The organism is Streptomyces sp. NPDC060027 (genome assembly GCF_042737005.1).
Classification (GTDB): Bacteria; Actinomycetota; Actinomycetes; order Streptomycetales; family Streptomycetaceae; genus Streptomyces.
In genome coordinates this window covers 1-22,229 of the sequence record NZ_JBHWVI010000007.1, presented here as the reverse complement: position 1 = coordinate 22,229, position 22,229 = coordinate 1, and the positions used below count along the sequence as shown (strand labels likewise).

Below are 22,229 nucleotides of genomic sequence, written 5' to 3'. Positions count from 1 at the left end.
TTCCCTCACACCGAGAACCCTCGTGTGACCTTGGGTCGACAGGGGGTGACGCAGAGGTGAATTGCGGGGGCCGATGAACTGATTTTCACAGGGAACGTACGATCGGTGACCGTGCAAGGTTCGGAGAACTCTTCCCGTCGCGGCCGTCGCTCATCCACCATGGGCGGCATGCCACTGAACGACATGCCGTGGTGGCGCTGGCGCAGCAATGTGCGCTCCGCGCTGCACATGCTTTCCGACCCCGCCTTCCAGCGAGACGTCTGGCTCGCCGGTGTCGACGGCTACGGGGACGTCACCGACGCCGTGTACCGCCTGGTCGAGGACACCTGGCTGGACAACTGGTCGGCCGAGAAATACGTCGGCACGATCTTCCGCGACTCCCAGGAGGCGGCCCTCGTGGACAGCGCCGTCCTGCGGGTGCTGCGGATCATGCACCAGGTCGGACCCGACGCGCCCGTCTCCGCCTATCTCGACCACCAGGCGTGGCCGGAGGCCCTGCAGGCCGCGCGCGCCGCGCACGTACGGCTGGCGGCGAGCGACGGCGAGGACCCGGACGCGCCTCCGCGCACGCTCGAGGTCCTGCGCATCATGACGCGGTCGGCCTAGCGGTCGGCCCAGCGGTCGGCCTGGAGGTCGGACGGTGGCGGGCGCCCGCGGGGCGTCCGGGTGGCGGGACGACAGTCCGCCCAGGGCGCCTGGTATGGGACCCTGTCCCGCATGAATGAGCCGTCCGTCCGCGGGGCCGCCCCCGCCGCCGAGCAGTACGTCCTGACCCTCTCGTGCCCCGACAAGCAGGGCATCGTGCACGCCGTGTCGAGCTACTTGTTCATGACCGGCTGCAACATCGAGGACAGTCAGCAGTTCGGCGACCACGACACGGGTCTGTTCTTCATGCGGGTCCACTTCTCGGCGGAGTCGCCGGTGACGGTGGAGAAGCTGCGCGCGAGCTTCACGGCCATCGGTGACGCCTTCCACATGGACTGGCAGATCCACCGGGCCGAGGACCGGATGCGGGTCGTCCTCATGGTCAGCAAGTTCGGCCACTGCCTGAACGACCTGCTCTTCCGCGCGCGGATCGGCGCGCTGCCCGTCGAGATCGCCGCCGTGGTCTCCAACCACACGGACTTCGCGGAGCTCGTGGGGTCGTACGACCTTCCCTTCCACCACATCGCGGTGACGAAGGACACGAAGGCCGAGGCCGAGGCGCAGCTGCTGGAGCTGGTGCGCGAGAAGGACGTCGAACTGGTCGTCCTCGCCCGCTACATGCAGGTCCTCTCGGACGACCTCTGCAAGCAGCTCAGCGGCCGCATCATCAACATCCATCACTCCTTCCTGCCGAGCTTCAAGGGCGCGAAGCCGTACCACCAGGCGCACACCCGCGGGGTCAAGCTCATCGGCGCCACCGCGCACTACGTCACCGCCGACCTCGACGAGGGCCCGATCATCGAGCAGGAGGTCGAGCGGGTCGGCCACGACGTCACCCCCGACCAGCTGGTCGCCATCGGCCGTGACGTGGAGTGCCAGGCGCTGGCCCGCGCGGTGAAGTGGCACGCGGAGCGCCGCATCCTGCTGAACGGCCGCCGGACGGTCGTTTTCGCGTAAGGGCGTTAGGGCGGGTGCTGCCCAACGGTGCGCGGGCCGCTCCTGCGTACCGGCCTGCGGGCGTGATGGCGCACTGGTCTGCGGGCCGCTCCTGCGCACCGGCGTGAGGGCGTGGCGGCGCACCGGCGTGAGGTGCTGCGGCCTGGGTGGCAGCACCGGCGGGAGGTGCTGCGGGCTGGGTGGCCGGGGGCACGCGGTCCGCGGCTCCGCCCCCGCGCCTCGGCTACATCCGGCTCAGTGACGCCGCCGCGAACAGCACGTCCCTGATGGCCTCACGGTCGCCGTCCTGTCCGGCGGCGGCCTCCTCCGGGCACACATGGCCCGCCGCCAGGCGGCAGAATTCCACCCCGTCCAGCGCGACATGGGCGACCTCGCGCTCGGCGGAGCCGACGGCTCCGGGCGAGTCGAGCGGGATGAGCCACTCGCCGCCGCCGGAGCCCTCGATCTCCAGGCGCAGGCTGCGCCCCGGAGCGCCCGCGGTGACGAGATGCCGGGTCGGCGGGGCCGACAGCCCCGCCCGGCGCCGCTCGGCGAGCGACACGGGCAGCATGCGCGCGGCCAGGTCGATCATCCGGTGGAGGTGCCGGGGAGCGGGCGGCTCGTACGGGTAGTCCACCGCGTCGGCGATGTCCCCCGCGTGCACCCAGCACTCGAAGGCCCGGTCCAGCAGCGAGTCGCTGAGCGGCAGTTCGAAGCCGCCGTACGCCACGGTGAGCAGTCCGGAGCCCGCCCCGCGCTCGACCGCGCGGGCGTGGGAGGCGCCTCCCTCCACGAACGACGCCGTCCGCACGATGGTGTGGCTCTGCTCCCGCCAGGGCCGGCGCACGGACCGGGTGGGCGGGACGTTCGACGCCCGCCAGTACGCCTCGGTGCGCTCCTGCGGCGTCGGCCGCTCGGCGCCGGTGCCGCCGAGCGGGTCGTCCAGGCCCAGCGCGACGGCGACCAGTCCGTCGACGCTCAGCAGATGGGCGATGACCCCGGCGACCGTCGTCCGGCGGCTCGTGGGCCCGTCGCCCTCGAACCAGCGCAGCCGCACGGGCGCGTGCCACTCGGAACCGCCGATGTCCTGGAGCAGGGCGTCGAGCCGGGCGGTCTCGGCGTCGTACGGAGCGGCCCACTCGGGTACCGGGATGCGCGGTGGGCGCCGGTCGAGGCAGCTCGTCAGGACGCGGGTGCGCAGCGTCGGGTCCAGGTCCAGGCTCTCCGCGGGATGCAGCAGCCCTACCGCCTCGCGCAGCCGCAGCGCCTCGTCCGCGCACGAGCCGCAGTACCCGAGGTGTTCCTCGACGGCCGTCGTCTCGTCCGCCGAGCAGGCGGCCAGCGCCCACGCGCCGAGCAGTGACTTCAGGACCCGGTGTTCGAGGACGAGCGGCGCCGGGCCGGGCGTGGCGGCCGGTTCGGGCAGTGCCAGTCCGGTGTCCTCGACGGAGGTGCGCGGCGGGGGTATGCGCGGGGGCCCGCCCGGGCCCGGTGCGGCGTCGCCGCCGCTCCCGGTGAGGCCGGGGTCAAGGGACTCCCGGGAGCCCCGGCCGTCCTCGCGCCCGTCCTCGTACGGGTCCTGGTGCCCGTCCTCGTACGGGTCCTCGTACCTGTCCTCGTGCCCTTCCTCGTCGTCGAACGACTCGAACCGGTCATTTCCTTCGGTCACCGCGCACCCCCGAACTCGGGCGGGGCGCCGGCGGGTCCGGTGTCGTGGGCGGTGGACAGGAGCTGGAGGCCGAGGCGGAGCCGACGGCGGGCCTCGTCCTCGGTGACGCCGAGGTCGGCGGCGGCCTGGCGGTAGTCGCGGCGCTGGAAGTACGCGAGCTCCAGGGCGGCCCGCAGCGGGGTGGGCATGGAGGTGACGATGTAGTCCGCGCGGGCGGCGACGGACGCGCTGCGCACTTTGCGCTCCAGCTCCTCGGCGGTGCCCTGGCCGCCCTGGGCGAGCGCGGCGGTCTCGGTGGCACGCAGGCGCTGCACGGCGAGACGGTGGGTCAGCGCGGCGACCCAGGAGCGCAGGGGGCCCCGCTTGGGGTCGTACGCGTCGGGGTTCTCCCAGACGTGGGCGAAGACCTCGCGGGTGATCCCGTCGGCGGCCCGCTCGTCTCCGAGCACGCGATGGGCGAGGCCGTGCACCAGCGAAGCGAACCGGTCGTAGAGCTCACCGAGCGCGGCCGCCTCCCCGCGGGAGAGCCGCTGCTGCATCTTGCGGTCCCAGCGGGGCGGTGCGTCCTGCTTCGCCATGCGGCCCCCTCACCTCTGGTAGTGCCCGGCGCCCGTCCGTGTGTCCGGCCGGTGTCCCGGCCGTGTCCCCTGTCGCTGTCCAGCCATGCGGTGCCGCTGTCCAGACTGTGTGCAACTGCTGTCCTGAATGTAGTCGGCACGTCCGACAGCGCACGCCCCTTTGCGTCAATGTGCGCCCCTGGACTGGCCATGGATGGTAGAGGCGTGGCGCTTCCACCCCCGGACCTGGCCACAACAGACCGTATGCGACTGAAAGTGACCCCTCCTGAAGGATTTTCGACCGTAGACAGGCGTTTCTTCCTGCGGGGATCCGTGTTTCATGGAACTGCGGGTGGGCAGCCGCGCTGGAAGGAAGCGTACGGAGTGCTTCCGTTTCTGCTGGGCGAGGCGAGCGAGAGGCGTGGCGGTGACGCTCAAGGTGACCGACGTGACCGACGTGACCGACGGCGAGGGCGGCGCGGGCGGCACAGGGAGTACGGGCGGCCGGGGTGCCGTGAGCCGCGAGGTGGGCGAGTGGGCCGTGCTGCGGGTGTCGGGTGAGCTCGACCTCGTGACGTCGCCGGCGCTGCGCCAGAGTGTGCACGACGTGGTGGCCGAGGGTCGGCACAGCATCGTGCTGGACCTCTCCGGGGTCGTGTTCTGCGACTCCAGCGGGGTCGGCGTCCTGATCGCCGCGCGCCGCCTCATGCGCTCCTGCCGCGGCCGTCTGCGGCTGATCCTGCCCGCCCAGGGAGCGGCTGACGGCTCCCATGTCAACCGCGTCCTCGCGGCCCTCGGCGTGCGCCGCCTCTTCGACGTGTACCCCGACGTCGACGCGGCCGTCGACGAGGAGTCCCGCCCGCTGTCGGCCTGACACCACCCGCCGGGCACCGTGCCCGCGCCTTCGCCCGGAGTGACGCCCCCTGCTCACAGCGCGACGCACCGCCACGCGGTTGTTCCGGAATTCCCGCGGTCTTGGTGCAACCGTCGTTTTCCCGCTCCCTGGGCGGCCCGGTCGTCGTACGCTCCGTTCCAGATGAACCGCAGTCCGGCCGAGGCCGGCTGAGAAGTGAGGCGGTCCGAACACACCATGGTCAGCACCGAGTACGAGCGCAGGATTGCCGCCCGGTTCGCCGGCTTCGACCAGGACGGCAACGGCTACATCGACCGCGAGGACTTCAACGTCGCGACCAAGGCGGTGCTCGCCGCCTTCGGTACGACGGCGCGGTCGGACAAGGGTCAGGCCCTGTACATCGGAGCCGAGGCGTTCTGGCAGGGCATGGCCGGGATAGCGGACCGGGACGGCGATCAGCGGATCACCCGCGAGGAGTTCGTCAGCGGCGCGGTGAAGCGGCTGCGCGACAACCCCGAGCGGTTCGCCGAGATCGCCCGCCCCTTCCTGCACGCGGCCCTCGCGGTGGCGGACACCGACGGGGACGGCGCGGCCACGGTCGAGGAGACCACGCGCGTCCTCAGGGCCCTCGGAGTGGGCGACGACCTCGCCACCGCGGCCGCCGCCGCCCTGGACGCGGACGCCGACGGACGGATCGGCGAGACGGAGGTCGTGAGCGCGTTCGCCCGCTACTTCACGGTGCCGGAGTAGCGCGGGCCGGGTCCCATGGGATTCCGCCCGGGAGAGCCCGTGGACCGACCCGGCCCGGGCTCTCCCGGAGACGCCCGACCGACCGCGACCCTGGCCGGTCCACGGCTCTCCCGGGGACGGCCGGCCGACCGCGACCCCGGCAGGTCCACGGCTCTCCCGGAGACGGCCGGCCAACCGCTGACCCCGGCCGGTCCACGGCTCACCCCAGGGACGGTCGACCGCTCACCCCGAGAGGCTGGCGCCCCCCGCCTCAGCCCGAAAAGCGTTCCCTGAGCCGGTACTTGAGCACCTTCCGCAGCGCCTCGTTGCGCGGAAGGGCGTCCACGACCTCCAGCTGCTCCGGCAGCTTGTGCACGGACAGCCCCTCCCCGCGCAGATACGAGGTCATCGCGGCCAGGGTCAACTCCTCCGCTCCCGGAGGCTGTTCGACCACCGCGCAGACGCGTTCCCCGCGCTCGGCGTCGGGCAGTCCGATCACGGCGACGTCCCCGACCGCCGGGTGCCGGTGCAGCAGGTCCTCGATCTCCTTCGCGGAGATGTTCTCGCCCTTGCGGATGATGATGTCCTTGACCCGGCCCGTGAGAACCAGATGCCCGCTCCCGGTCAGATGCCCGACGTCCCCGGTGATCAGGAACCCGTCCCCGTCGAACGCCTCCGCCGTCTGCGCCGGGTTCAGATACCCCTGGCACACGGCCTCCCCCCGGAGCCGTACGTCGCCGTCGACGCCACGGGGCCGGGAGGCTCCCGCCGCGTCCACGATCCGTATCTCCATGCCCTCCGGGGGCCTGCCCTCCGTTGTCGCGAGGTTCTCGGCCGTGTCGTCCGGCGCGCCCATCGTGATCATCGGGACCTCGGTCATCCCGTACCCGTGGGTGAGCTGCACTCCCATCTCCCGGACGACGGAGTGATAGACCTCGGGCGGCTTCGGGGCTCCGCCGCCCGCGAGCAGCCGCAGCGTGGGAATGACCGGCTCCCCCGGCTGTCTGCGCTGTTCGGCGAGGAACATCGAGTAGAACGCGGTCGACCCGCCCGCCACCGTCACCCCGTGCTCGCGGTAGTCCTCCAGGGCGGCGGGCAGCGCGAAGTGCTCGAACATCACGGCCGGGAAGCCGTACAGCAGCAGCATCACCGTGTAGTCGGGCCCGGCGATGTGCGCGTACGGGAAGGCCATCGAGCCCACGTCGTCGGCGGACAGCCGCAGCGCGTGGGCGAGGCAGGAGCCGCCGGCGATCAGCGAACGGTCGGTGTGCAGCACGCCCTTGGGGTCCGAGGTGGTGCCCGAGGTCCAGTAGATCCAGCGGACGGAGGTGCCGTCGGAGGGCGGGGCGGGCAGCACGGCGGGATCGCCCTCCGGCAGCGCGTCGTACGCCTCGAAGACGTTCTTCGCGCCGAGCCGGTGCGCCATCGCGGTGTGGTCGAAGCCGCGCCACTCGCCCGGCACGGCGAAGTACTCCGCCTTCGACTCCCGCAGCGCGAAGCCGACCTCACGGTCGCGGTAGAAGGGGATGACCGGCGACTGGACGGCGCCGATACGGGCCAGCGCGAAGGACAGCAGGGCGGTCTCGATGCGGGTGGGCAGCTGCCAGGCGACCACCGTGCCGGGACGTACGCCCCGGTCGTGCAGGCCCGCCGCCACCCGCTCGGCGCGGTCGCGCAGCTCGCCGAAGGTCAGGGAGCGGTCCCCCTGGAGCAGGACGGGCCGGTCGGGGGTGAGGTCGGCACGGCGGGCGACCAGCTCCCACAGTGTGCGCGCGGAACTCAGGGCGTGTGCGGTGTCGTTCACTTCGACCCCCTGTGGTTCGTTCACTCGGACACCCGTAGCTGACGGGCAGTCAGATCGTGCGCAGAGCGTAGGGCTCGCCGCCTTGTCGGTCCATAGGTGCGGGGCTAGCCTGCTTGTGAACAGAGATCTGACGACCCATCAGATACGTCGTGGGGGACACGGACACCCTCAGACGGACCCGTACGCCAGGCGGAGGGGACCATGACCGAACTGCCCCGCATCATCAGCGTCGACGACCACGTGATCGAGCCCGCGCACCTCTTCGAGACCTGGCTGCCGCGGAAGTACCGGGAGCGCGGTCCGCAGCCGCTCACCGCCGGGATCGGTGAACTCGCCTACGTCGCGGGCAAATACCAGATCACCATGGACCCGGACGGTCCGCCGACCGACTGGTGGATCTACGAGGACCTCAAGTTCCCGTACAAGCGCAACATCGCCGCCGTCGGCTTCGACCGCGACGAGATGACGCTGGAGGGCATCACCCGCGCGGAGATGCGGCGCGGCTGCTGGGACCCTGTCGAGCGCCTCAAGGACATGGACCTCAACCATGTCGAGGCCAGCCTCTGCTTCCCCACCTTCCCGCGCTTCTGCGGCCAGACCTTCGCCGAGGCGCACGACAAGGAAGTGGCCCTGGCCTGTGTGCGGGCGTACAACGACTGGATGGTCGAGGAGTGGTGCGGCGGCAGCGGCGGCCGGCTGATCCCGCTGTGCCTGATCCCCCTGTGGGACATCGACCTCGCGGTCGCCGAGATCCGCCGCAATGCCGCGCGGGGCGTGAAGGCCGTCACCTTCTCCGAGATCCCCACCTATCTGGGACTGCCCTCCATCCACTCCGGCTACTGGGACCCGTTCTTCGCGGTCTGCCAGGAGACCGGGACGGTCGTGAACATGCACATCGGCTCGTCGTCCCAGATGCCCGCCGCGTCCCCGGACGCGCCCCCCGCCGTCCAGGCCTCGCTGTCCTTCAACAACGCGATGGCCTCCATGATGGACTTCCTGTTCAGCGGCGTCCTGGTGAAGTTCCCGCGCCTCAAACTCGCCTACTCCGAAGGCCAGATGGGCTGGATCCCGTACGCCCTGGAGCGTGCCGACGACGTCTGGTCGGAGCACCGCGCCTGGGGCGGGGTCAGGGACCTGATCCCGGAGCCCCCGTCGACGTACTACTACCGGCAGATCTTCTGCTGCTTCTTCCGCGACAAGCACGGCGTCGCGTCCCTGGACGTGGTGGGCCGCGACAACGCCACCTTCGAGACCGACTACCCGCACGTCGACTCGACCTTCCCGCACACCAAGGAGGTCGCCCTCGACCATGTGAAGGGCCTCGACGACGAGACGATCCACAAGCTGATGCGCGGCAACGCCATCCGCATGCTGGACCTGGATCTGTAGTGGATCTCGCCTGCACGCCCGAGGAGGAGGACTTCCGCGCACGCCTGCGGGCGTGGCTCGCCGGGGTCCTCCCGACGCTGCCGCCGAAACCGTCCCCGGACGACTGGCCCGCGCGACGGGCGTACGACCTCGGCTGGCAGCGGATGCTCTACGACGCCGGGTACGCCGGGCTGCACTGGCCCGTCGACGCGGGCGGCCGGGGCGCCACGCCGACGCAGCACCTCATCTACCTGGAGGAGACGGAGAAGGCGGGCGCTCCCTACGTGGGGGCCAACTTCGTCGGGCTGCTGCACGCCGGGCCGACCATCGCCTCCGAGGGGAGCGCCGAGCAGCGGGCGCGCTGGCTGCCGCCCGTGCTGCGCGGCGAGGAGGTCTGGTGCCAGGGCTTCAGTGAGCCGGACGCCGGCTCGGACCTCGCGGCGCTGCGCACGCGCGCCCGGCGGGACGGCGACGACTACGTGGTGAGCGGGTCCAAGATCTGGACCTCCCACGCCGAGGTGGCCGACTGGTGCGAGCTGCTGGTGCGGACGGACCCCGCCGCCCGCAAGCACCGGGGCATCACCTGGCTCGCGATGCCCATGGACGCGCCCGGGATCACCGTCCGGCCGCTGCGGACCCTCGCGGGCTCCACCGAGTTCGCCGAGGTCTTCCTCGACGAGGTGCGTGTCCCGGTCGCCAACCGCGTCGGAGCCGAGAACGACGGCTGGCGCGTGACCATGGTGACCCTGTCGTACGAGCGCGGCACCGCCTTCGTCGGCGAAGTGGTCGCCTGTCGGCGCGTGTTGGCCGAGGTCGCGCGCGAGGCCCGGAAGAACGGGCGCTGGGACGACGCCGTGCTGCGACGCCGTCTCGGCCGGCTGAACGCGGAGTTCCGCGCGCTGTGGCGGCTCACCCAGTGGAACGTCAGCGAGGCCCAGGGGACGGGGGGAGTGCCCGGCGTCGGCGGTTCGGTCTTCAAGCTCAGCTACTCGCAAGCCCGTCAGGAGCTGTTCGACGCCGCCGCCGAGGTCCTCGGCCCCGAGGCCCTGGACCTGGGACGGGAGTGGACCCTGGACCGGCTGTCCTCGCTCTCGTACACCATCGCGGCCGGCACCTCGCAGATCCAGCGGAACATCGTGGCCGAGCGGATCCTCGGCCTTCCCAAGGGGAGGTGAGTTCGGAACATGGACTTCAGGCTCACCGACGATCAACGGGCTCTGCGGCAGGGCGTACGGGAACTGCTGGAGGGCCGGTTCGGCCGGGCGGCCCTGCGCGCGGCCGTGGACCGGGGGGAGGGGGAGCGCGGGGGTGTCCTCGACCGGGAGCTGTGGCGTGAGCTCGGTGCGGCGGGGTTCTTCGCGCTGCGCCTGCCCGAGGCCGACGGCGGCGTCGGGCAGGGCCTTCCGGAGGCCGTGCTGGCCTTCGAGGAAGCGGGGCGGGTCCTGCTGCCGGGCCCGCTGATCGCCACGCATCTCGCCGCGGGCGCCGTGGCCGGGGCGGCCACCGGCGAGGTGGTCGTGACCTCCGTCGACGAGGGGCTCGTGGAATGGCTGGACGAGGCCGACATCGTCCGCGGGGACGCCGCCGGAGCCGAGCCGCTGGCCTCGGTGGACCCGCTGACCCCCCTGCACCGGCTCCCCGCCTCCGCAGCCCCGCGCCCCGCGAGCGGCGCACTCCGTTCCCCCCGGACGGCGGGCGACGCACCCCGTGCCCCCCGGACAGGCGGAGGTCCCGGCGGTCCGCCTGTCCAGGGCGACCCTGGGGGCTTCCCGGTGTCGGACGTGCCTGGGGGCTCCCCGGCCCGGGACGGGCTTGGCTTCCCGGTGCCGGGCGGGCCCGGTGGGTCCCCGGTGCCGGACGCGCTCGGTACCGGGGAGCCGTCGGCCGGGGACGCGCTCCTCATATCCCTTCTCACCGCCGCCGAGCAGCTAGGGAGTGCCGCCCGGACCTGCGAGGCGGCCGTGCAACACGCCCGGACGCGCGAGCAGTTCGGGCAGCCGATCGGGGCCTTCCAGGCGGTGCAGCATCTGTGCGCGGGCATGCTCGTGCGGGTCGAGATGGCTCGCGCGGCCGTCTACGCCGCCTCGGTCACCGCCGACCCGGTGGATGTCGCGGCGGCCCGGCTGCTCGCCGACGAGGCCGCCGTGCGCGGCGCCCGCGACTGTCTCCAGGTGCACGGCGGCATGGGCTTCACCTGGGAGTCCGACATCCATCTGCACCTGAAGAGGGCGTGGATACGGACACACCGTGCGGGTGGCACCACGAGGAGCGAGGAGGAGCTGGCGGACGATCTGCCGGCCGGGACGGCCTAGAGGGCCTCTGTCCTGGGGCGCCGCGGGACGCGGGCGAGCGGATGTCGCGGATCGTGGCGGAGCGGAATCACGGAGCGTTGAGACCTGGTTGTGTCCTAGGCGTGACTTGTCACGGCCTGGAGTCGGCGCCGAGCTCCGGTACCTTGTGTGGGATGCGAGTGGTTCTGAGGCTGAGCCATCCCGGTGTTGCCCCTGAGGCCGCACCGAACCCGGCGATGCACGCCGCTCGCGAGGCAGGACGGACCCCCGTACCTGCCTGTTCGACTCCCCGTGGCGAGCGTCGCACAGTATGCCGCACGCGTACTCCTTCGCGCTGGAATATGCCCGAAGCGCTTGTTGGGGTGACTGTACGTCAACCATGCTGTCTCGCAAGGGAATCACGTTCCGTGATCCTTGTTCTGGCCATGCAGAAAATGGCTACGATCGTGGCCCTTGTGAGGCGCGAGGCGATGTGTCCGCCGGTTCGGATGGTGTGAGCGGTGCAGGTGCTTCAAGTGCAGCTGGAGATCAGGCCCGACCCCGCAGAGGTGGGGCGAGCCCGGCGGTGGGCCCGTTCCAGGCTCACGGGGTCCGGGATAGAGGCCGATGAACCGCTCGCCGAGACGCTGATCCTGCTCGTCTCGGAGCTTGTCACGAACGCCGTGGTGCACACCGGGTGTCCGGCCGTCCTGCGCCTCTGTCTGCCGGGCGGTGCCGGGGCGGCCACCGTGCGCCTCGAGGTGGCCGACACCAGCGCCCGGCCGCCGATTCCCCGGCATGCCGAGGGCGACGAGACCAACGGCCGCGGCCTGGAGCTCGTCGACGGCCTCGCGGACCGCTGGGGCTGGAGCCCCGAGGGCGCCGGCAAACGTATCTGGTGCGAGGTGGACCGCTGCGCCACGGGCGCCTCGGCGAGAACCGTGTACCCGGGCTACGAGGGCTTCGCGTACGAGGCGGTCTAGTTCCGTGCCTCGCACGCGTGCCGTGTAGGGCGGTCCGGATTCTCTCGTGCGTGGGTGTGTCAGACCGCGGGACGACGGGCGCGTTTTCGTGCATGTATGCACGAAACGTCTGTACACGGCCGCCGTGGTGGCCGAATGCGCCGGGCCGTGCTTCCGTACGCGCTGTCTCAAAAGGGATGTAGCGCAATAAATCGCTGAGCGGGTGTTGACGTGGCGTGTCCGTTTGATCACGCTTGTGTTCAGCGATTCGCCGCGAGGGGACGGCGAGGGTTCCGGTGACGGGAGCCCTCGGCGAGTGTGGGTCGCGATTCGGCGTCGACACCTCCAGGGCCAAGGGGGGCGGGGTGGGCGCGCCGGAGACGGATGGCGGCGCGCGCTGCCGTGCCCGGGGCGAGGTGGGGGACCTCCCGGTCGGGCGCAGTCGAGAGTGGGGGAAGCGCGCCGCCAGCCGGCCCTCTGCCGACTAGAGCACTGCCACGGGTGCCACGGGTGTGCCCGTGCCGCCGACGAAGGGTTCCGGCATCGCCGACAGCAGGAACGCGTAGCGGTTTTCTTGTCCACAGGCTGTGGACAACTCTTCGAGATTCCAGTTCTGGCCTTGCAGCATCCCCATCTCGACCAGGTCGAGCGCGTGGACGGGCAGCCACAGGTCGTCGATCTCGGGCGGGAAGATCTCGAAGGTCAGGGTGTCGTTGGCGACCGCCGCGACATCGCGCGCGTGGAACCACTCCGGGGTGCGTACCGACAGACCCGGCGACGGATATCCGTACCCGTGCTTGTCGCCCGCCAGATACACCTGGATCTGCCCCGTCCGTACGAGCACGATGTCGCCCGCCCGTACCCGCGTGCCCGCCAACTCCTCAGCGGCTTCGAGGTCTTCGGGGGTGACCGGGTGTCCACCGGCCAGCCGGTGTTCGCCGCGCGCCCGCGCCACGTCGAGCAGGACACCGCGCGAGACGATGTGCCGCGGCTTGTCGATCCCGCTGAACTCGGCGCCGCCGTGCGGCGTGACGGTGCCGGCCGGGCGGCCGTTGTAGAGCTTGCCGGAGTGCGAGACATGGGTCAGTGCGTCCCAGTGGGTGGCCGCCTGGAGCCCCATGGTGACGGCGTCGTCGCTGCACGCCACCGTGCCGGGGCCGAAGATCTCCTGGTTGATCTGCACCATCGTGTGCAGCGGATTGACCCGCCCAGGGATCATCCCGGTCTGCACGCCGTCCTGTCGGAGGGGGAGGGCGAGCGGCACGCGGCGCCCGGTCCGCACGGTCGCGGCGGCCTCTCGTACCACCTCGTCGGTGATGAGGTTCAGCGTTCCGATCTCGTCGTCGGCCCCCCAGCGCCCCCAGTTGTTCACGCGCTTGGCGATCTCGTGGAACTCGGCCGGCAGTGACATGAGTCCTCCCCGGGGGCTTGTCTCCAGGTATCCGACGGGTCGTAGAATCCGAGTTGAATCTAACGGACCGTCAGAAACTGCGGGAAGGGGCCGGGCGTGGGGAACTTCTTGGCGGGCAAGGTCATCGCCGTCACGGGCGCGGGGCGGGGGATAGGCCGGGCGGTCGCCCTCGCCGCGGCGGCCGAGGGCGCGCGCGTCGTCGTCAACGACTACGGCGTGTCCGTCGAGGGTGCCGAGCCCACGAGTTCGGTCGCCGACACCGTCGTCAAGGAGATCGAGGCGGCGGGCGGCGAGGCGGTCGCGGTGGCCGACGACATCTCGACGATGGCGGGCGGGCAGCACGTCGTCGACACCGCGCTCGCGTCGTACGGGCGGATCGACGGAGTGGTGTGCGTGGCCGGCATCCTGCGCGAACGGATGCTCTTCAACATGTCCGAGCAGGAGTGGGACCCGGTGGTCGCCACCCACCTCAAGGGCACGTTCACCCTCTTCCGGGCCGCCTCGGCGGTGATGCGCAAACAGGGCTCGGGCACGCTGATCGGTTTCACCAGCGGCAATCACCAGGGCTCGGTCGCGCAGGCCAACTACAGCGCGGCGAAGGGCGGGATCATCTCGCTGGTGCGCAGCGCGGCTCTCGGGCTCCACAAGTACGGGGTCACCGCGAACGCGGTCGCGCCCGTCGCCCGTACCCGCATGTCGGCGAACGTGCCCATGGAGCTGAAGGAGATCGGCGAGCCGGAGGACGTGGCCGCGCTCGTGGTCTACCTGCTGTCGGACCGGGCCCGCGCGGAACGCATCACCGGGCAGGTCTACACGATCGCCGGGCCCAAGATCGCCGTATGGGCCCAGCCCCGCGAACTGCGCGCCGGATACGCCGAGGGCGCCTGGACCCCGGAGAAGATCGCCGACTTCCTGCCCGGGACGGTCGGCGTGGATCCGATGCCGCTGCTGGAACAACTGGAGGCGATGGCCCGGGCCGCGGCGGAGAAGACACGCCCCAACGCGTGAGTCCGGCTTCGGCCCCCTGGGAGGAGAGCGCGTGGATTTCGCATTCGGTCCGCAGGACGAGGCCTTCCGGCGCGAGGTGCGGAGCTGGCTGGAGGAGCACCTGGCCGTCGCTCCCACGCGCCGCGCCTGGGAGCGGGAACTCGGCGGGGGCGGCTGGATCGGGCTCGGCTGGGCGGAGGGCGGGTACGGGAACCGGCGCGCCGACCTGACCCAACAGGTCGTGTGGGCCGAGGAGTACGCCCGCTCGAAGGCGCCGGCACGGTCCGGGCACATCGGCGAGAACCTGTTGGCGCCGACGCTCCTCGCCCATGGGACGCCGGAGCAGAAGCGGCGCTTCCTGCCGCCGATCGCCCAAGGTCGTGAGCTGTGGTGCCAGGGGTACAGCGAACCCGGCGCGGGCTCGGACCTGGCGGCCATCCGGACGACTGCCGAACGGGCGGTGGACGCGGGCGCGGTCGGGGTGACTGGCGTGCGGGACCAGGGGGCGGTGTCGGGGGTCTTTCGTGTCACGGGGCAGAAGATCTGGACCTCGCTCGCCCACGAGGCCGACTGGTGCTTCGTGCTCGCCCGTACGGAGCCGGGGTCCACCCGCCACCACGGCCTGTCCTTCCTCCTCGTTCCCATGGACCAGCCCGGCCGCGTCGAGGTCCGTCCGATCCGCCAGATGACCGGCACCAGTGAGTTCAACGAGGTGTTCTTCGACGGGGCGGTGGCGCGGGCCGAGCACGTGGTCGGCGGGGAGGGGAACGGCTGGCGGGTCGCCATGAGCCTGCTCGGATTCGAGCGCGGCGTCTCCACCCTCGCCCAGCAGATCGGGTTCGCCGAGGAGTTGGGGCGCGTACTGCGGGCGGCTGTCGCCACGGGCGCGGCCGGCGATCCCGTCGTACGCGACCGGCTCGTGCGACTGTGGGCCGAGTTGCGCACGATGCGATGGAACGCCCTGCGCACGCTGGGGAGTTCGGGGAGCCCCGGGGACGCGGGGGCGCCGAGCGTGGCGAAGCTGTTGTGGGGCGGCTGGCATCGGCGGCTCGGTGAGCTCGCGGTGCAGGTGCGGGGGGCCGACGCGGCGGTGGGCCCGGCGGACTGGTCGGCGGAGCGGCCGTACGAACTGGACGCCACCCAGCACCTGTTCCTCTTCAGCCGGGCCGACACGATCTACGGCGGCTCGGACGAGATCCAGCGCACGATCATCGCCGAGCGCGCGCTCGGTCTGCCCAAGGAACCCCGGGGATAGCCACGGCCCACCCCGGTACGGCCAGGAAAAGCCCGATACGGCCCAGGAACAGCCCGGTACGGCCCAGGAACAGCCCGGGGTGCCCCGGGAAGAGGGGAGCTGGCGCGATGCGAGGCGTGATCTTCGACGGAAAGCGGACCCAGGTCGTGGACGATCTGGAGATACGGGACCCGGGACCAGGAGAGGTCCGGGTGGCGATCTCCGCCGCCGGCCTCTGTCACAGCGACCTGTCCGTGGTGGACGGGACCATCCCCTTCCCCGTCCCCGTGGTACTCGGCCATGAGGGCGCGGGCGTGGTGGAGGCCGTGGGTACCGGCGTCACCCATGTCGGGCCCGGCGACCATGTGGCGCTGTCCACGCTCGCCAACTGCGGGGCCTGCGCCGAGTGCGACCGGGGGCGGCCCACGATGTGCCGCAAGGCGATCGGCATGCCGCAGCGGCCGTTCGCGCGAGCCGGGCAGCCGCTCTACCAGTTCGCCGCCAACTCGGCCTTCGCGGAACGCACGGTCGTGAAGGCCGTGCAGGCGGTCCGGATTCCGAAGGACATCCCGCTGACGTCCGCCGCGCTGATCGGCTGCGGCGTCCTCACCGGCGTCGGAGCGGTCCTGAACCGGGCCCGGGTCGACCGGGGCGACACCGTCCTCGTCATCGGCACGGGCGGCATCGGCCTGAACGTCATCCAGGGCGCACGGCTCGCGGGCGCCCTGAGGATCGTCGCGGTCGATTCCAACCCGGCCAAGGAAGCCGTCGCCCGCCAGTTCGGCGCGACGCACTTCCTGACCTCGACGGACGGGGTGAAGGACATCCTCCCCACCGGCGCCCAGCACGCCTTCGAATGCGTCGGGCGCGTCGAACTCATCCGCCAGGCGGTCGACCTGCTCGACCGCCACGGGCAGGCGATCCTCCTCGGCGTCCCCCCGGCGACGGCCGAGGCGTCCTTCCTCGTCTCCTCGATGTACCTCGACAAGTCCATCCTCGGCTGCCGTTACGGCTCCTCCCGTCCCCAGCGGGACATCGCCCTGTACGCCGAGCTGTATCGCGAAGGCCGGTTGCTCCTCGACGAGTTGGTGACGGCGACGTACCCGGTCGAGGACTTCGAGAGGGCGGCCGAGGACGCGCACGCGGGGAAGGTGGCGAGGGCGGTGCTGACGTTCCAGCGTGACTGATGCGACGTCATGGGTTCACGGAGGCGAAGGAGTTACCGCCCTCGGCTCCGCCGGTCACGTCGACTCCCGCGCTCGACCTGAAGGTGCGCCGGTAGGTGGTGGGCGTGACGCCGAGGGTGGCCTGCAGGTGCTGGCGCATCGACTGGGCCGTGCCGAAGCCGGCGTCGCGGGCGACCTGGTCGATGGACAGGTCGCTGGACTCCAGGAGATGGCGGGCGTGTTCGACCCGCTGCCGGGTGAGCCACTGGCCCGGGCTGACGCCGACCTCCTCCCGGAAGCGACGGGTGAAGGTGCGCACCGACATGGATTCCTGCTCGGCCATGTCCCGCAGCTGGATGGGCTCGTGGAGACGGCCGAGCGCCCAGGCGCGGGCGGCGGTCGTGCCGGCCGACTGCGCCTCCGGCACCGGGCGCTGGATGTACTGCGCCTGGCCGCCGTCGCGATGCGGCGGTACGACGGTGCGGCGGGCCACCTCGTTGGCGACGACGGCGCCGTGGTCGCGGCGTACGAGATGGAGGCACAGGTCGATCCCGGCCGCGACACCGGCGGAGGTGAGGACGTCGCCGTCGTCGATGAAGAGCACGTCCGCGTCGACGCGGATCTGCGGGAAGAGTTCCTGGAAGTGCTCGGCGTGCATCCAGTGCGTGGTGGCCGGGCGGCCGTCGAGATACCCGGCGGCGGCGAGGACGTAGCTGCCGGTGCAGATGGAGACGAGGCGGGTGCCGGGGCGGACGTGCGTGAGGGCGGCGGCCAGCTCCGGGGTCAGGATGCCCTCCTGCTGGACGGGTCCGAGTTCGTAAGAGGCCGGGACGACGACGGTGTCGGCGCCGGCCAGTGCCTCGGGGCCGTTGGCGACGAGGACGGAGAAGTCGGCGTCCGTCTCGACGGGGCCGGGCGGCCGGACCGAGCAGGTGACGACCTCGTACAGCGGCCGTCCGTCGGTGTCCCGCGCCTTGCCGAAGATGCGCTGCGGAATGCCCAGCTCGAACGGGAGCAGCCCGTCGAGGGCGAGCACGACGACACGGTGGCGGCGGAACGAACCCGAAATGGCCATGGCCCGATCCTAGCGAATGCTGTCCTTCAGGCCAGTGGTTCGCCGGGTCGCCCTCCCCGAAGATCTGTGACGTGACCCAGACAAGCGAAGCCGCCCCGGCCCCGGAGGACTCCCGGCCCACCCGTCCCGCCGCCGCTCACCGCCTCCACCGTGCCTGGTTCGTCGCCGCCGTCGCCTTCGTGACGATCATCGGCGCCGCGGCCTTCCGATCGCTGCCCGGTCTGCTGATCGACCCGCTCCACCAGGAGTTCCACTGGTCGCGCGGCACGATCAGCGCGGCGGTCTCCATCAACCTCGCGCTCTACGGACTCACGGCGCCGTTCGCCGCGGCGCTCATGGACCGGTTCGGCATCCGGCGCGTGGTGGCGGTCGCCCTGACCGTGATCGCGGTCGGCTCGGGCCTGACCGTGTGGATGACGGCGGCCTGGCAACTGCTGCTCTGCTGGGGCCTGCTGGTGGGCCTCGGCTCCGGTTCGATGGCGCTCGCCTTCGCGGCGACGGTCACCAACCGCTGGTTCACCGAGCGCAAGGGCCTGGTGACGGGCATCCTGACGGCGGCCTCGGCGTCCGGCCAGCTGATCTTCCTGCCGCTGCTGTCCTGGATCGTCACGCGGCACAGCTGGCGTCCGGCCGCGGTCACCGTGGCGCTCGCCGCCCTCGCGGTCGTCCCCTTCGTCTGGCTGCTGCTGCGCGACCACCCGGCCGACGTGGGCCAGAAGCCGTACGGGGCGGCGGAGTTCGTGCCGAAGCCCGAGCCGGTGCGGGGTGCCGCCCGGCGCGCGGTGACCGTGCTGCTCTCCGCCGTCCGCACGGGCCCCTTCTGGCTGCTGGCCGGGTCGTTCGCGATCTGCGGCGCCTCGACGAACGGCCTGATCCAGACGCACTTCGTGCCCGCGGCCCACGACCACCACATGCCCGTCACGGCGGCGGCCTCGCTCCTCGCGGTCATCGGTGTCTTCGACGTGGTCGGCACGATCGCCTCGGGCTGGTTCACCGACCGCTTCGAGCCGCGCCGCCTGCTGGCGATGTACTACGCCCTGCGCGGCATCTCGCTGCTCTTCCTCCCGATGCTTCTCCACCCGACCGTGCACCCGCCGATGATCCTGTTCATCGTGTTCTACGGCCTCGACTGGGTCGCCACCGTGCCGCCGACCCTGGCCCTGTGCCGGGAGCAGTACGGGGAGGACAGCGCCATCGTCTTCGGCTGGGTCCTCGCCTCCCACCAGGTCGGCGCCGCCCTCGTCGCCTACCTCGGCGGCGTCGCCCGCGACCACTTCGGCAGGTACGACGTGGTCTGGTACGCCTCGGGCGCCCTGTGCGCGGCGGCCACGCTGATGGTGCTGGTGATCCGGCGTCGCCGGCCGACGGCCCCCCTGGCCGTCACGGTGTCGACCGCGACCGCCTGACGGCCCGGGTCAGGTGAGGAACCGGCCCTTGTGGAAGAGCAGCGGCGGCACGTCCGCGTCGCCGTCGCCGCTCGTGCCGAGCGCGTCCACCCGGCCCACCACGATCAGGTGGTCCCCGCCCGTGTGCACCGCGTGGATCGTGCAGTCGATCCAGGCCGCGGCGCCCGCGAGACGGGGGGAGCCGGAGACCGGAGCGGCGTCGTGGACGACCCCGGCGAACTTGTCCGCGCCGCTCACCGCGAAGCCGCGGCACAGGTCGCCCTGGTGGGCGCCGAGCACGTTGACGCAGAAGGAGCCCGCCCGGGCGATGCGCGGCCAGGTCGTCGACGTACGGCCGACCAGGAAGCAGATCAGTGGGGGGTCCAGCGAGAGGGAGGCGAAGGACTGGCAGGCGAAGCCGGCCGGGCCCGCTCCGTCCTCGTCGCCGGCGGCCGGTGCCGTCACCACGGTGACGCCCGTCGCGAAGTGGCCCAGCACCCGCCGGAATTCGGCCGGGTCGACCGGCGCCCGCTCGTCGTCGCCGACCGCGCGCAGATCCGGGCGCGGCAACGCCTCGACGGGCCCCGCGACGGTGGGGGCCCCGGCCGACCTGAGGTAGCGGACGGCGGCGGCGGCCATCCCTGCGTGTCCCATCACACCGACCATTGAAGCTGACGGTGTGTCAGATGGGAAGGGGTTCGCGAGGCCGGGACGGCGGCGGCGCGACAGGCCGGGGTGCCTGGCACCCCGACAGGTCGGGGTGCACGGCACCGGATCGCCGCCGACTCGGAAGGTATCGGCGTGGTCGGCTCCGGGCAGGGCCGCGCCGTCGCCACCGGCAGCCTGTACGGTGCCGCGCTCGCCGTGTACGGCGCCACGCTCGCCGCCGCCCCGGACCCGGCCCCGCTGGTCGGCCCCACCTGCACGGGCCCCCGGCCAGGCCCGCCGGAGAGGGTGGTGGGACCCCTCGATGCTGGTGGCGGGACCCCTCGGAGAGGCTCGTGTTTCGCCCGCGTATCTTTCGGCCCATGGGGTGGGGAGATTCCGGGCGGCCAGCGCGCACCCGGTCGGCCTGGGCCGGCTTCGAGGTCAGTCTCGCCGCGGCGATCTGCGCGGCACAGGTCGCGGTCGCGGTCGCCGTCCGGTGGGTCGGGACGTTCGACGACGACGACCACGGCGTGGGACTGGGCGGTGGACCCGCCGGCGTCGGCTTCCTGTGCATGCTGGTCTTCGGGCCGCCGCTGCTCGCCGTCCTCGGACTGCTGCACACGGTGATGTATACGATGCCGGCGGCCACGCTCGCCCGGCTGGTGACCCGGCGCGCACCCGGTCCCCAGGCCGCCTGGCACCTGGGCTTCGTGCTGGCGCTCGGCACCCTCTGGGCCACGCTCGCGGTCGTACTCGGCGGCCTCGCGCCCACTGGGGCCACGGCCCTGCTGATCGCCGTGTCCGGTGTCCCGCCGACCCTGGGTGTCGCCCTCATGCGGCGGCGCGAAAGCGTCACCGGGCACCGGCCGAGCGGCCACCGCGTCTGGTTCCGCTCGGCGCTCGCGGCCCTCGGGGCATGCGGACTGGTCGTCGCGGCGGGCACGGTGGGCCTGGTCACCGGACTCATCCAGGAGTACGAGCCCCCGAGGCTCGGCGCCGACAAGCTCACCGGCGTCTGGCGCGGCGATCACGGGGCCGTGCTGCGGCTGCGCGCCGACGGCAGGGCCGAACTGACGTCGATGCCCGCCCAGCCCGAGTTCGGGGATGTGAGCACCAAGGAGTTCACGCGCTGCGACGGCACCGGCAAGTGGTTCCTCGACACCAGCGGCCGCTACGACCCGTACGCCGGCGGGGGCGCCGAGGAACGGGACGGCGTCGTCGTCCGCGTCGGGCACTGCGGCCACGACACGTACTGGACCATGGGCGGCACCGTGGCCGACCCGGAACTGTTCGTGCTGTTCGGCGACCCCGACGCGGGGGATCTGCGCATCCTGAAGCAGGACTGAACGGGACTGAACGGGTCTGGACGGGACGGGACGGGTCTGGACTGAGCGGGACTGGGCTGAACGGGACTGAACAAGGGGGCTGGCGGGACCGGCGGGGCTGGCGGGGCTGAACAGCGGGACCGGCGGGGTTGGCGGGGCTGGCCGGACCGAACGGGCAGCCCTGATCTCGCTCGGGCCGGCCGGGCTCCGCCCGCTGGAGTCGGGCCCGGTCAGCGGCCCTCGTAGCGGGGGGTCCGCCGTTCCACGAAGCTCGCCACGCCCTCGTTGGCGTCCACGGTCGTCATGTTGATCTCCTGCGCCGCCGCCTCCGCCGCGAACGCGCTGCCGCGGTCGGCGTCCAGGGAGGCGTTGACCAGCTGTTTGGTGAGGGCGAGAGCACGGGTCGGCCCGGCCGCGAGCCGCTCGGACCACTCGCGCGCCGTCTTCTCCAACGCCTCGGGCGGTACGACCCTGTTGACGAGCCCGATCCGCTCCGCGTCCGCGGCGCTCAGCGCGTCGCCGAAGAACATCAGCTCCTTGGCCCGCTGCGGACCGACGAGGCGGGGCAGCAGATAGGCCCCGCCGCCGTCCGGTACGAGTCCCCGGCGCACGAACACCTCGATGAACCTGGCCGGTTCGGCCGCGAGGACGAGGTCGCACGCGAAGGCGAGATGCGCGCCGATCCCCGCCGCCGTGCCGTTGACGGCCGCGATCACCGGCTTCTCGCAGTCGAGGACGGCGGCGATCAGGCGCTGCGCGCCCAGCCGGACGGTCCGGGCGACATCGCCGGGCACCCGCTCCCCGGCGGGCGGACCGCCCCGAAGATCCGCGCCCGCGCAGAACCCGCGGCCGGTCGCCGTGATCACCACGGCCCGCACACCGGGGTCGGCGGACGCCGCCGCGAGGAGCGCGATCACGCGTCCCCGCTGGTCCCAGGTGAGGGCGTTCATCGCCTCGGGCCGGTCGAGGGTGATCCACGAGACGGCGTTGTCAGTGGCGTGACGTATCAATGAGTCGAGGGGCTTTTCGGTTGATTCGTGAGATGCGCGGCTCTTGGACCCTGGGGATTCGGGAGCTTCGCGGGGCGCACGGGGGGAGTCGGTCATGAGGGTGCTCCGTTTCGTACGGCGGTCGGGGGCGGGCCTGTCGCGCGGCGGGCGTGACCCGGCGGGCGCGCGTCGGCCGGCCGGTGCGCGGGCCCGTGC

At 72.2% G+C, this 22,229-nt stretch carries 20 protein-coding genes; 13 read left to right on the top strand and 7 right to left on the bottom strand.

Features of this window, described 5'->3' with window-relative positions; translation table 11 throughout:
* The first annotated feature begins 105 nt into the window (after window positions 1-105).
* Both ACFWBT_RS03350 and purU read left to right on the top strand, forming a co-directional pair.
* Window positions 106-606 carry a hypothetical protein gene (locus ACFWBT_RS03350; RefSeq protein WP_266759878.1) on the top strand — a complete coding sequence of 167 codons (501 nt, stop codon included), beginning with the start codon at window positions 106-108 and terminating at the stop codon, window positions 604-606.
* Window positions 607-717: 111 nt separating this feature from the next.
* Complete coding sequence (purU, locus tag ACFWBT_RS03345) at window positions 718-1,602, top strand: formyltetrahydrofolate deformylase (protein WP_385695247.1); 885 nt, start codon at window positions 718-720, stop codon at window positions 1,600-1,602.
* Window positions 1,603-1,825: 223 nt separating this feature from the next.
* On the opposite strand, the gene ACFWBT_RS03340 is transcribed toward purU, so the two are convergent.
* Window positions 1,826-3,250, bottom strand: a complete 1,425-nt coding sequence (locus ACFWBT_RS03340; protein WP_385695243.1) for a zf-HC2 domain-containing protein — start codon at window positions 3,248-3,250, stop codon at window positions 1,826-1,828.
* On the bottom strand, window positions 3,247-3,828 hold the full coding sequence (locus ACFWBT_RS03335) for a sigma-70 family RNA polymerase sigma factor (protein ID WP_385695240.1): 582 nt from the start codon (window positions 3,826-3,828) through the stop codon (window positions 3,247-3,249). The genes ACFWBT_RS03340 and ACFWBT_RS03335 overlap by 4 nt, the downstream gene beginning before the upstream one ends.
* Before the next feature lie 493 nt (window positions 3,829-4,321).
* Between ACFWBT_RS03335 and ACFWBT_RS03330 the strand changes: the two genes are divergently transcribed.
* Together ACFWBT_RS03330 and ACFWBT_RS03325 are read left to right on the top strand one after the other, a co-directional pair.
* Entirely contained in the window at window positions 4,322-4,681 is a 360-nt protein-coding gene (locus tag ACFWBT_RS03330) for an STAS domain-containing protein (protein ID WP_266765737.1), read from the top strand.
* Window positions 4,682-4,897: 216 nt separating this feature from the next.
* Window positions 4,898-5,410 (top strand): EF-hand domain-containing protein, encoded by a 513-nt coding sequence (locus ACFWBT_RS03325; protein WP_385695239.1) that lies wholly within the window; start codon window positions 4,898-4,900, stop codon window positions 5,408-5,410.
* A 250-nt stretch (window positions 5,411-5,660) separates the two neighbouring features.
* Here ACFWBT_RS03325 and ACFWBT_RS03320 read toward each other — a convergent pair whose 3' ends face one another.
* Complete coding sequence (locus tag ACFWBT_RS03320) at window positions 5,661-7,193, bottom strand: class I adenylate-forming enzyme family protein (protein ID WP_385695236.1); 1,533 nt, start codon at window positions 7,191-7,193, stop codon at window positions 5,661-5,663.
* 201 nt (window positions 7,194-7,394) lie between these two features.
* On the opposite strand from ACFWBT_RS03320, the gene ACFWBT_RS03315 reads away from it, so the two are divergent.
* The 4 genes from ACFWBT_RS03315 to ACFWBT_RS03300 all read left to right on the top strand — a co-directional run bounded on the left by ACFWBT_RS03315 (window position 7,395) and on the right by ACFWBT_RS03300 (window position 11,814).
* On the top strand, window positions 7,395-8,582 hold the full coding sequence (locus tag ACFWBT_RS03315; RefSeq protein WP_385695234.1) for an amidohydrolase family protein: 1,188 nt from the start codon (window positions 7,395-7,397) through the stop codon (window positions 8,580-8,582).
* A complete protein-coding gene (locus ACFWBT_RS03310) occupies window positions 8,582-9,736 on the top strand; it encodes an acyl-CoA dehydrogenase (RefSeq protein WP_385695232.1) in 1,155 nt (384 codons plus the stop codon). Before ACFWBT_RS03315 ends, ACFWBT_RS03310 begins: the two co-directional genes overlap by 1 nt.
* 9 nt (window positions 9,737-9,745) lie before the next feature.
* Complete coding sequence (locus ACFWBT_RS03305; RefSeq protein WP_385695229.1) at window positions 9,746-10,873, top strand: acyl-CoA dehydrogenase family protein; 1,128 nt, start codon at window positions 9,746-9,748, stop codon at window positions 10,871-10,873.
* Between the two features lie 479 nt (window positions 10,874-11,352).
* Complete coding sequence (locus ACFWBT_RS03300; RefSeq protein WP_385695226.1) at window positions 11,353-11,814, top strand: ATP-binding protein; 462 nt, start codon at window positions 11,353-11,355, stop codon at window positions 11,812-11,814.
* Between the two features lie 463 nt (window positions 11,815-12,277).
* Here the strand turns inward: ACFWBT_RS03300 and ACFWBT_RS03295 are convergent, their stop codons facing one another.
* Complete coding sequence (locus ACFWBT_RS03295; protein ID WP_385695224.1) at window positions 12,278-13,204, bottom strand: cyclase family protein; 927 nt, start codon at window positions 13,202-13,204, stop codon at window positions 12,278-12,280.
* Between the two features lie 96 nt (window positions 13,205-13,300).
* Between ACFWBT_RS03295 and ACFWBT_RS03290 the strand changes: the two genes are divergently transcribed.
* The 3 genes from ACFWBT_RS03290 to ACFWBT_RS03280 all read left to right on the top strand — a co-directional run bounded on the left by ACFWBT_RS03290 (window position 13,301) and on the right by ACFWBT_RS03280 (window position 16,612).
* On the top strand, window positions 13,301-14,212 hold the full coding sequence (locus ACFWBT_RS03290) for an SDR family oxidoreductase (RefSeq protein ID WP_385695222.1): 912 nt from the start codon (window positions 13,301-13,303) through the stop codon (window positions 14,210-14,212).
* Window positions 14,213-14,243: 31 nt separating this feature from the next.
* Window positions 14,244-15,446 carry an acyl-CoA dehydrogenase family protein gene (locus ACFWBT_RS03285; protein WP_385695220.1) on the top strand — a complete coding sequence of 401 codons (1,203 nt, stop codon included), beginning with the start codon at window positions 14,244-14,246 and terminating at the stop codon, window positions 15,444-15,446.
* Window positions 15,447-15,553: 107 nt separating this feature from the next.
* Window positions 15,554-16,612 (top strand): Zn-dependent alcohol dehydrogenase, encoded by a 1,059-nt coding sequence (locus tag ACFWBT_RS03280; RefSeq protein ID WP_385695217.1) that lies wholly within the window; start codon window positions 15,554-15,556, stop codon window positions 16,610-16,612.
* 7 nt (window positions 16,613-16,619) lie between these two features.
* Here ACFWBT_RS03280 and ACFWBT_RS03275 read toward each other — a convergent pair whose 3' ends face one another.
* Window positions 16,620-17,666, bottom strand: a complete 1,047-nt coding sequence (locus tag ACFWBT_RS03275; RefSeq protein ID WP_385695214.1) for a GlxA family transcriptional regulator — start codon at window positions 17,664-17,666, stop codon at window positions 16,620-16,622.
* A 71-nt stretch (window positions 17,667-17,737) separates the two neighbouring features.
* Here ACFWBT_RS03275 and ACFWBT_RS03270 point away from each other — a divergent pair, with 71 nt between their 5' ends.
* Entirely contained in the window at window positions 17,738-19,072 is a 1,335-nt protein-coding gene (locus ACFWBT_RS03270; RefSeq protein ID WP_385695211.1) for an MFS transporter, read from the top strand.
* A gap of 9 nt (window positions 19,073-19,081) precedes the next feature.
* Here the strand turns inward: ACFWBT_RS03270 and ACFWBT_RS03265 are convergent, their stop codons facing one another.
* Window positions 19,082-19,705: a flavin reductase family protein gene (locus tag ACFWBT_RS03265; RefSeq protein ID WP_385695209.1), complete on the bottom strand. Its 624-nt coding sequence runs from the start codon at window positions 19,703-19,705 to the stop codon at window positions 19,082-19,084.
* A 374-nt stretch (window positions 19,706-20,079) separates the two neighbouring features.
* Between ACFWBT_RS03265 and ACFWBT_RS03260 the strand changes: the two genes are divergently transcribed.
* On the top strand, window positions 20,080-21,045 hold the full coding sequence (locus ACFWBT_RS03260; protein WP_385695206.1) for a hypothetical protein: 966 nt from the start codon (window positions 20,080-20,082) through the stop codon (window positions 21,043-21,045).
* Window positions 21,046-21,254: 209 nt separating this feature from the next.
* Here the strand turns inward: ACFWBT_RS03260 and ACFWBT_RS03255 are convergent, their stop codons facing one another.
* A complete protein-coding gene (locus ACFWBT_RS03255) occupies window positions 21,255-22,034 on the bottom strand; it encodes an enoyl-CoA hydratase/isomerase family protein (RefSeq protein WP_385695203.1) in 780 nt (259 codons plus the stop codon).
* Window positions 22,035-22,229 lie beyond the last annotated feature (195 nt).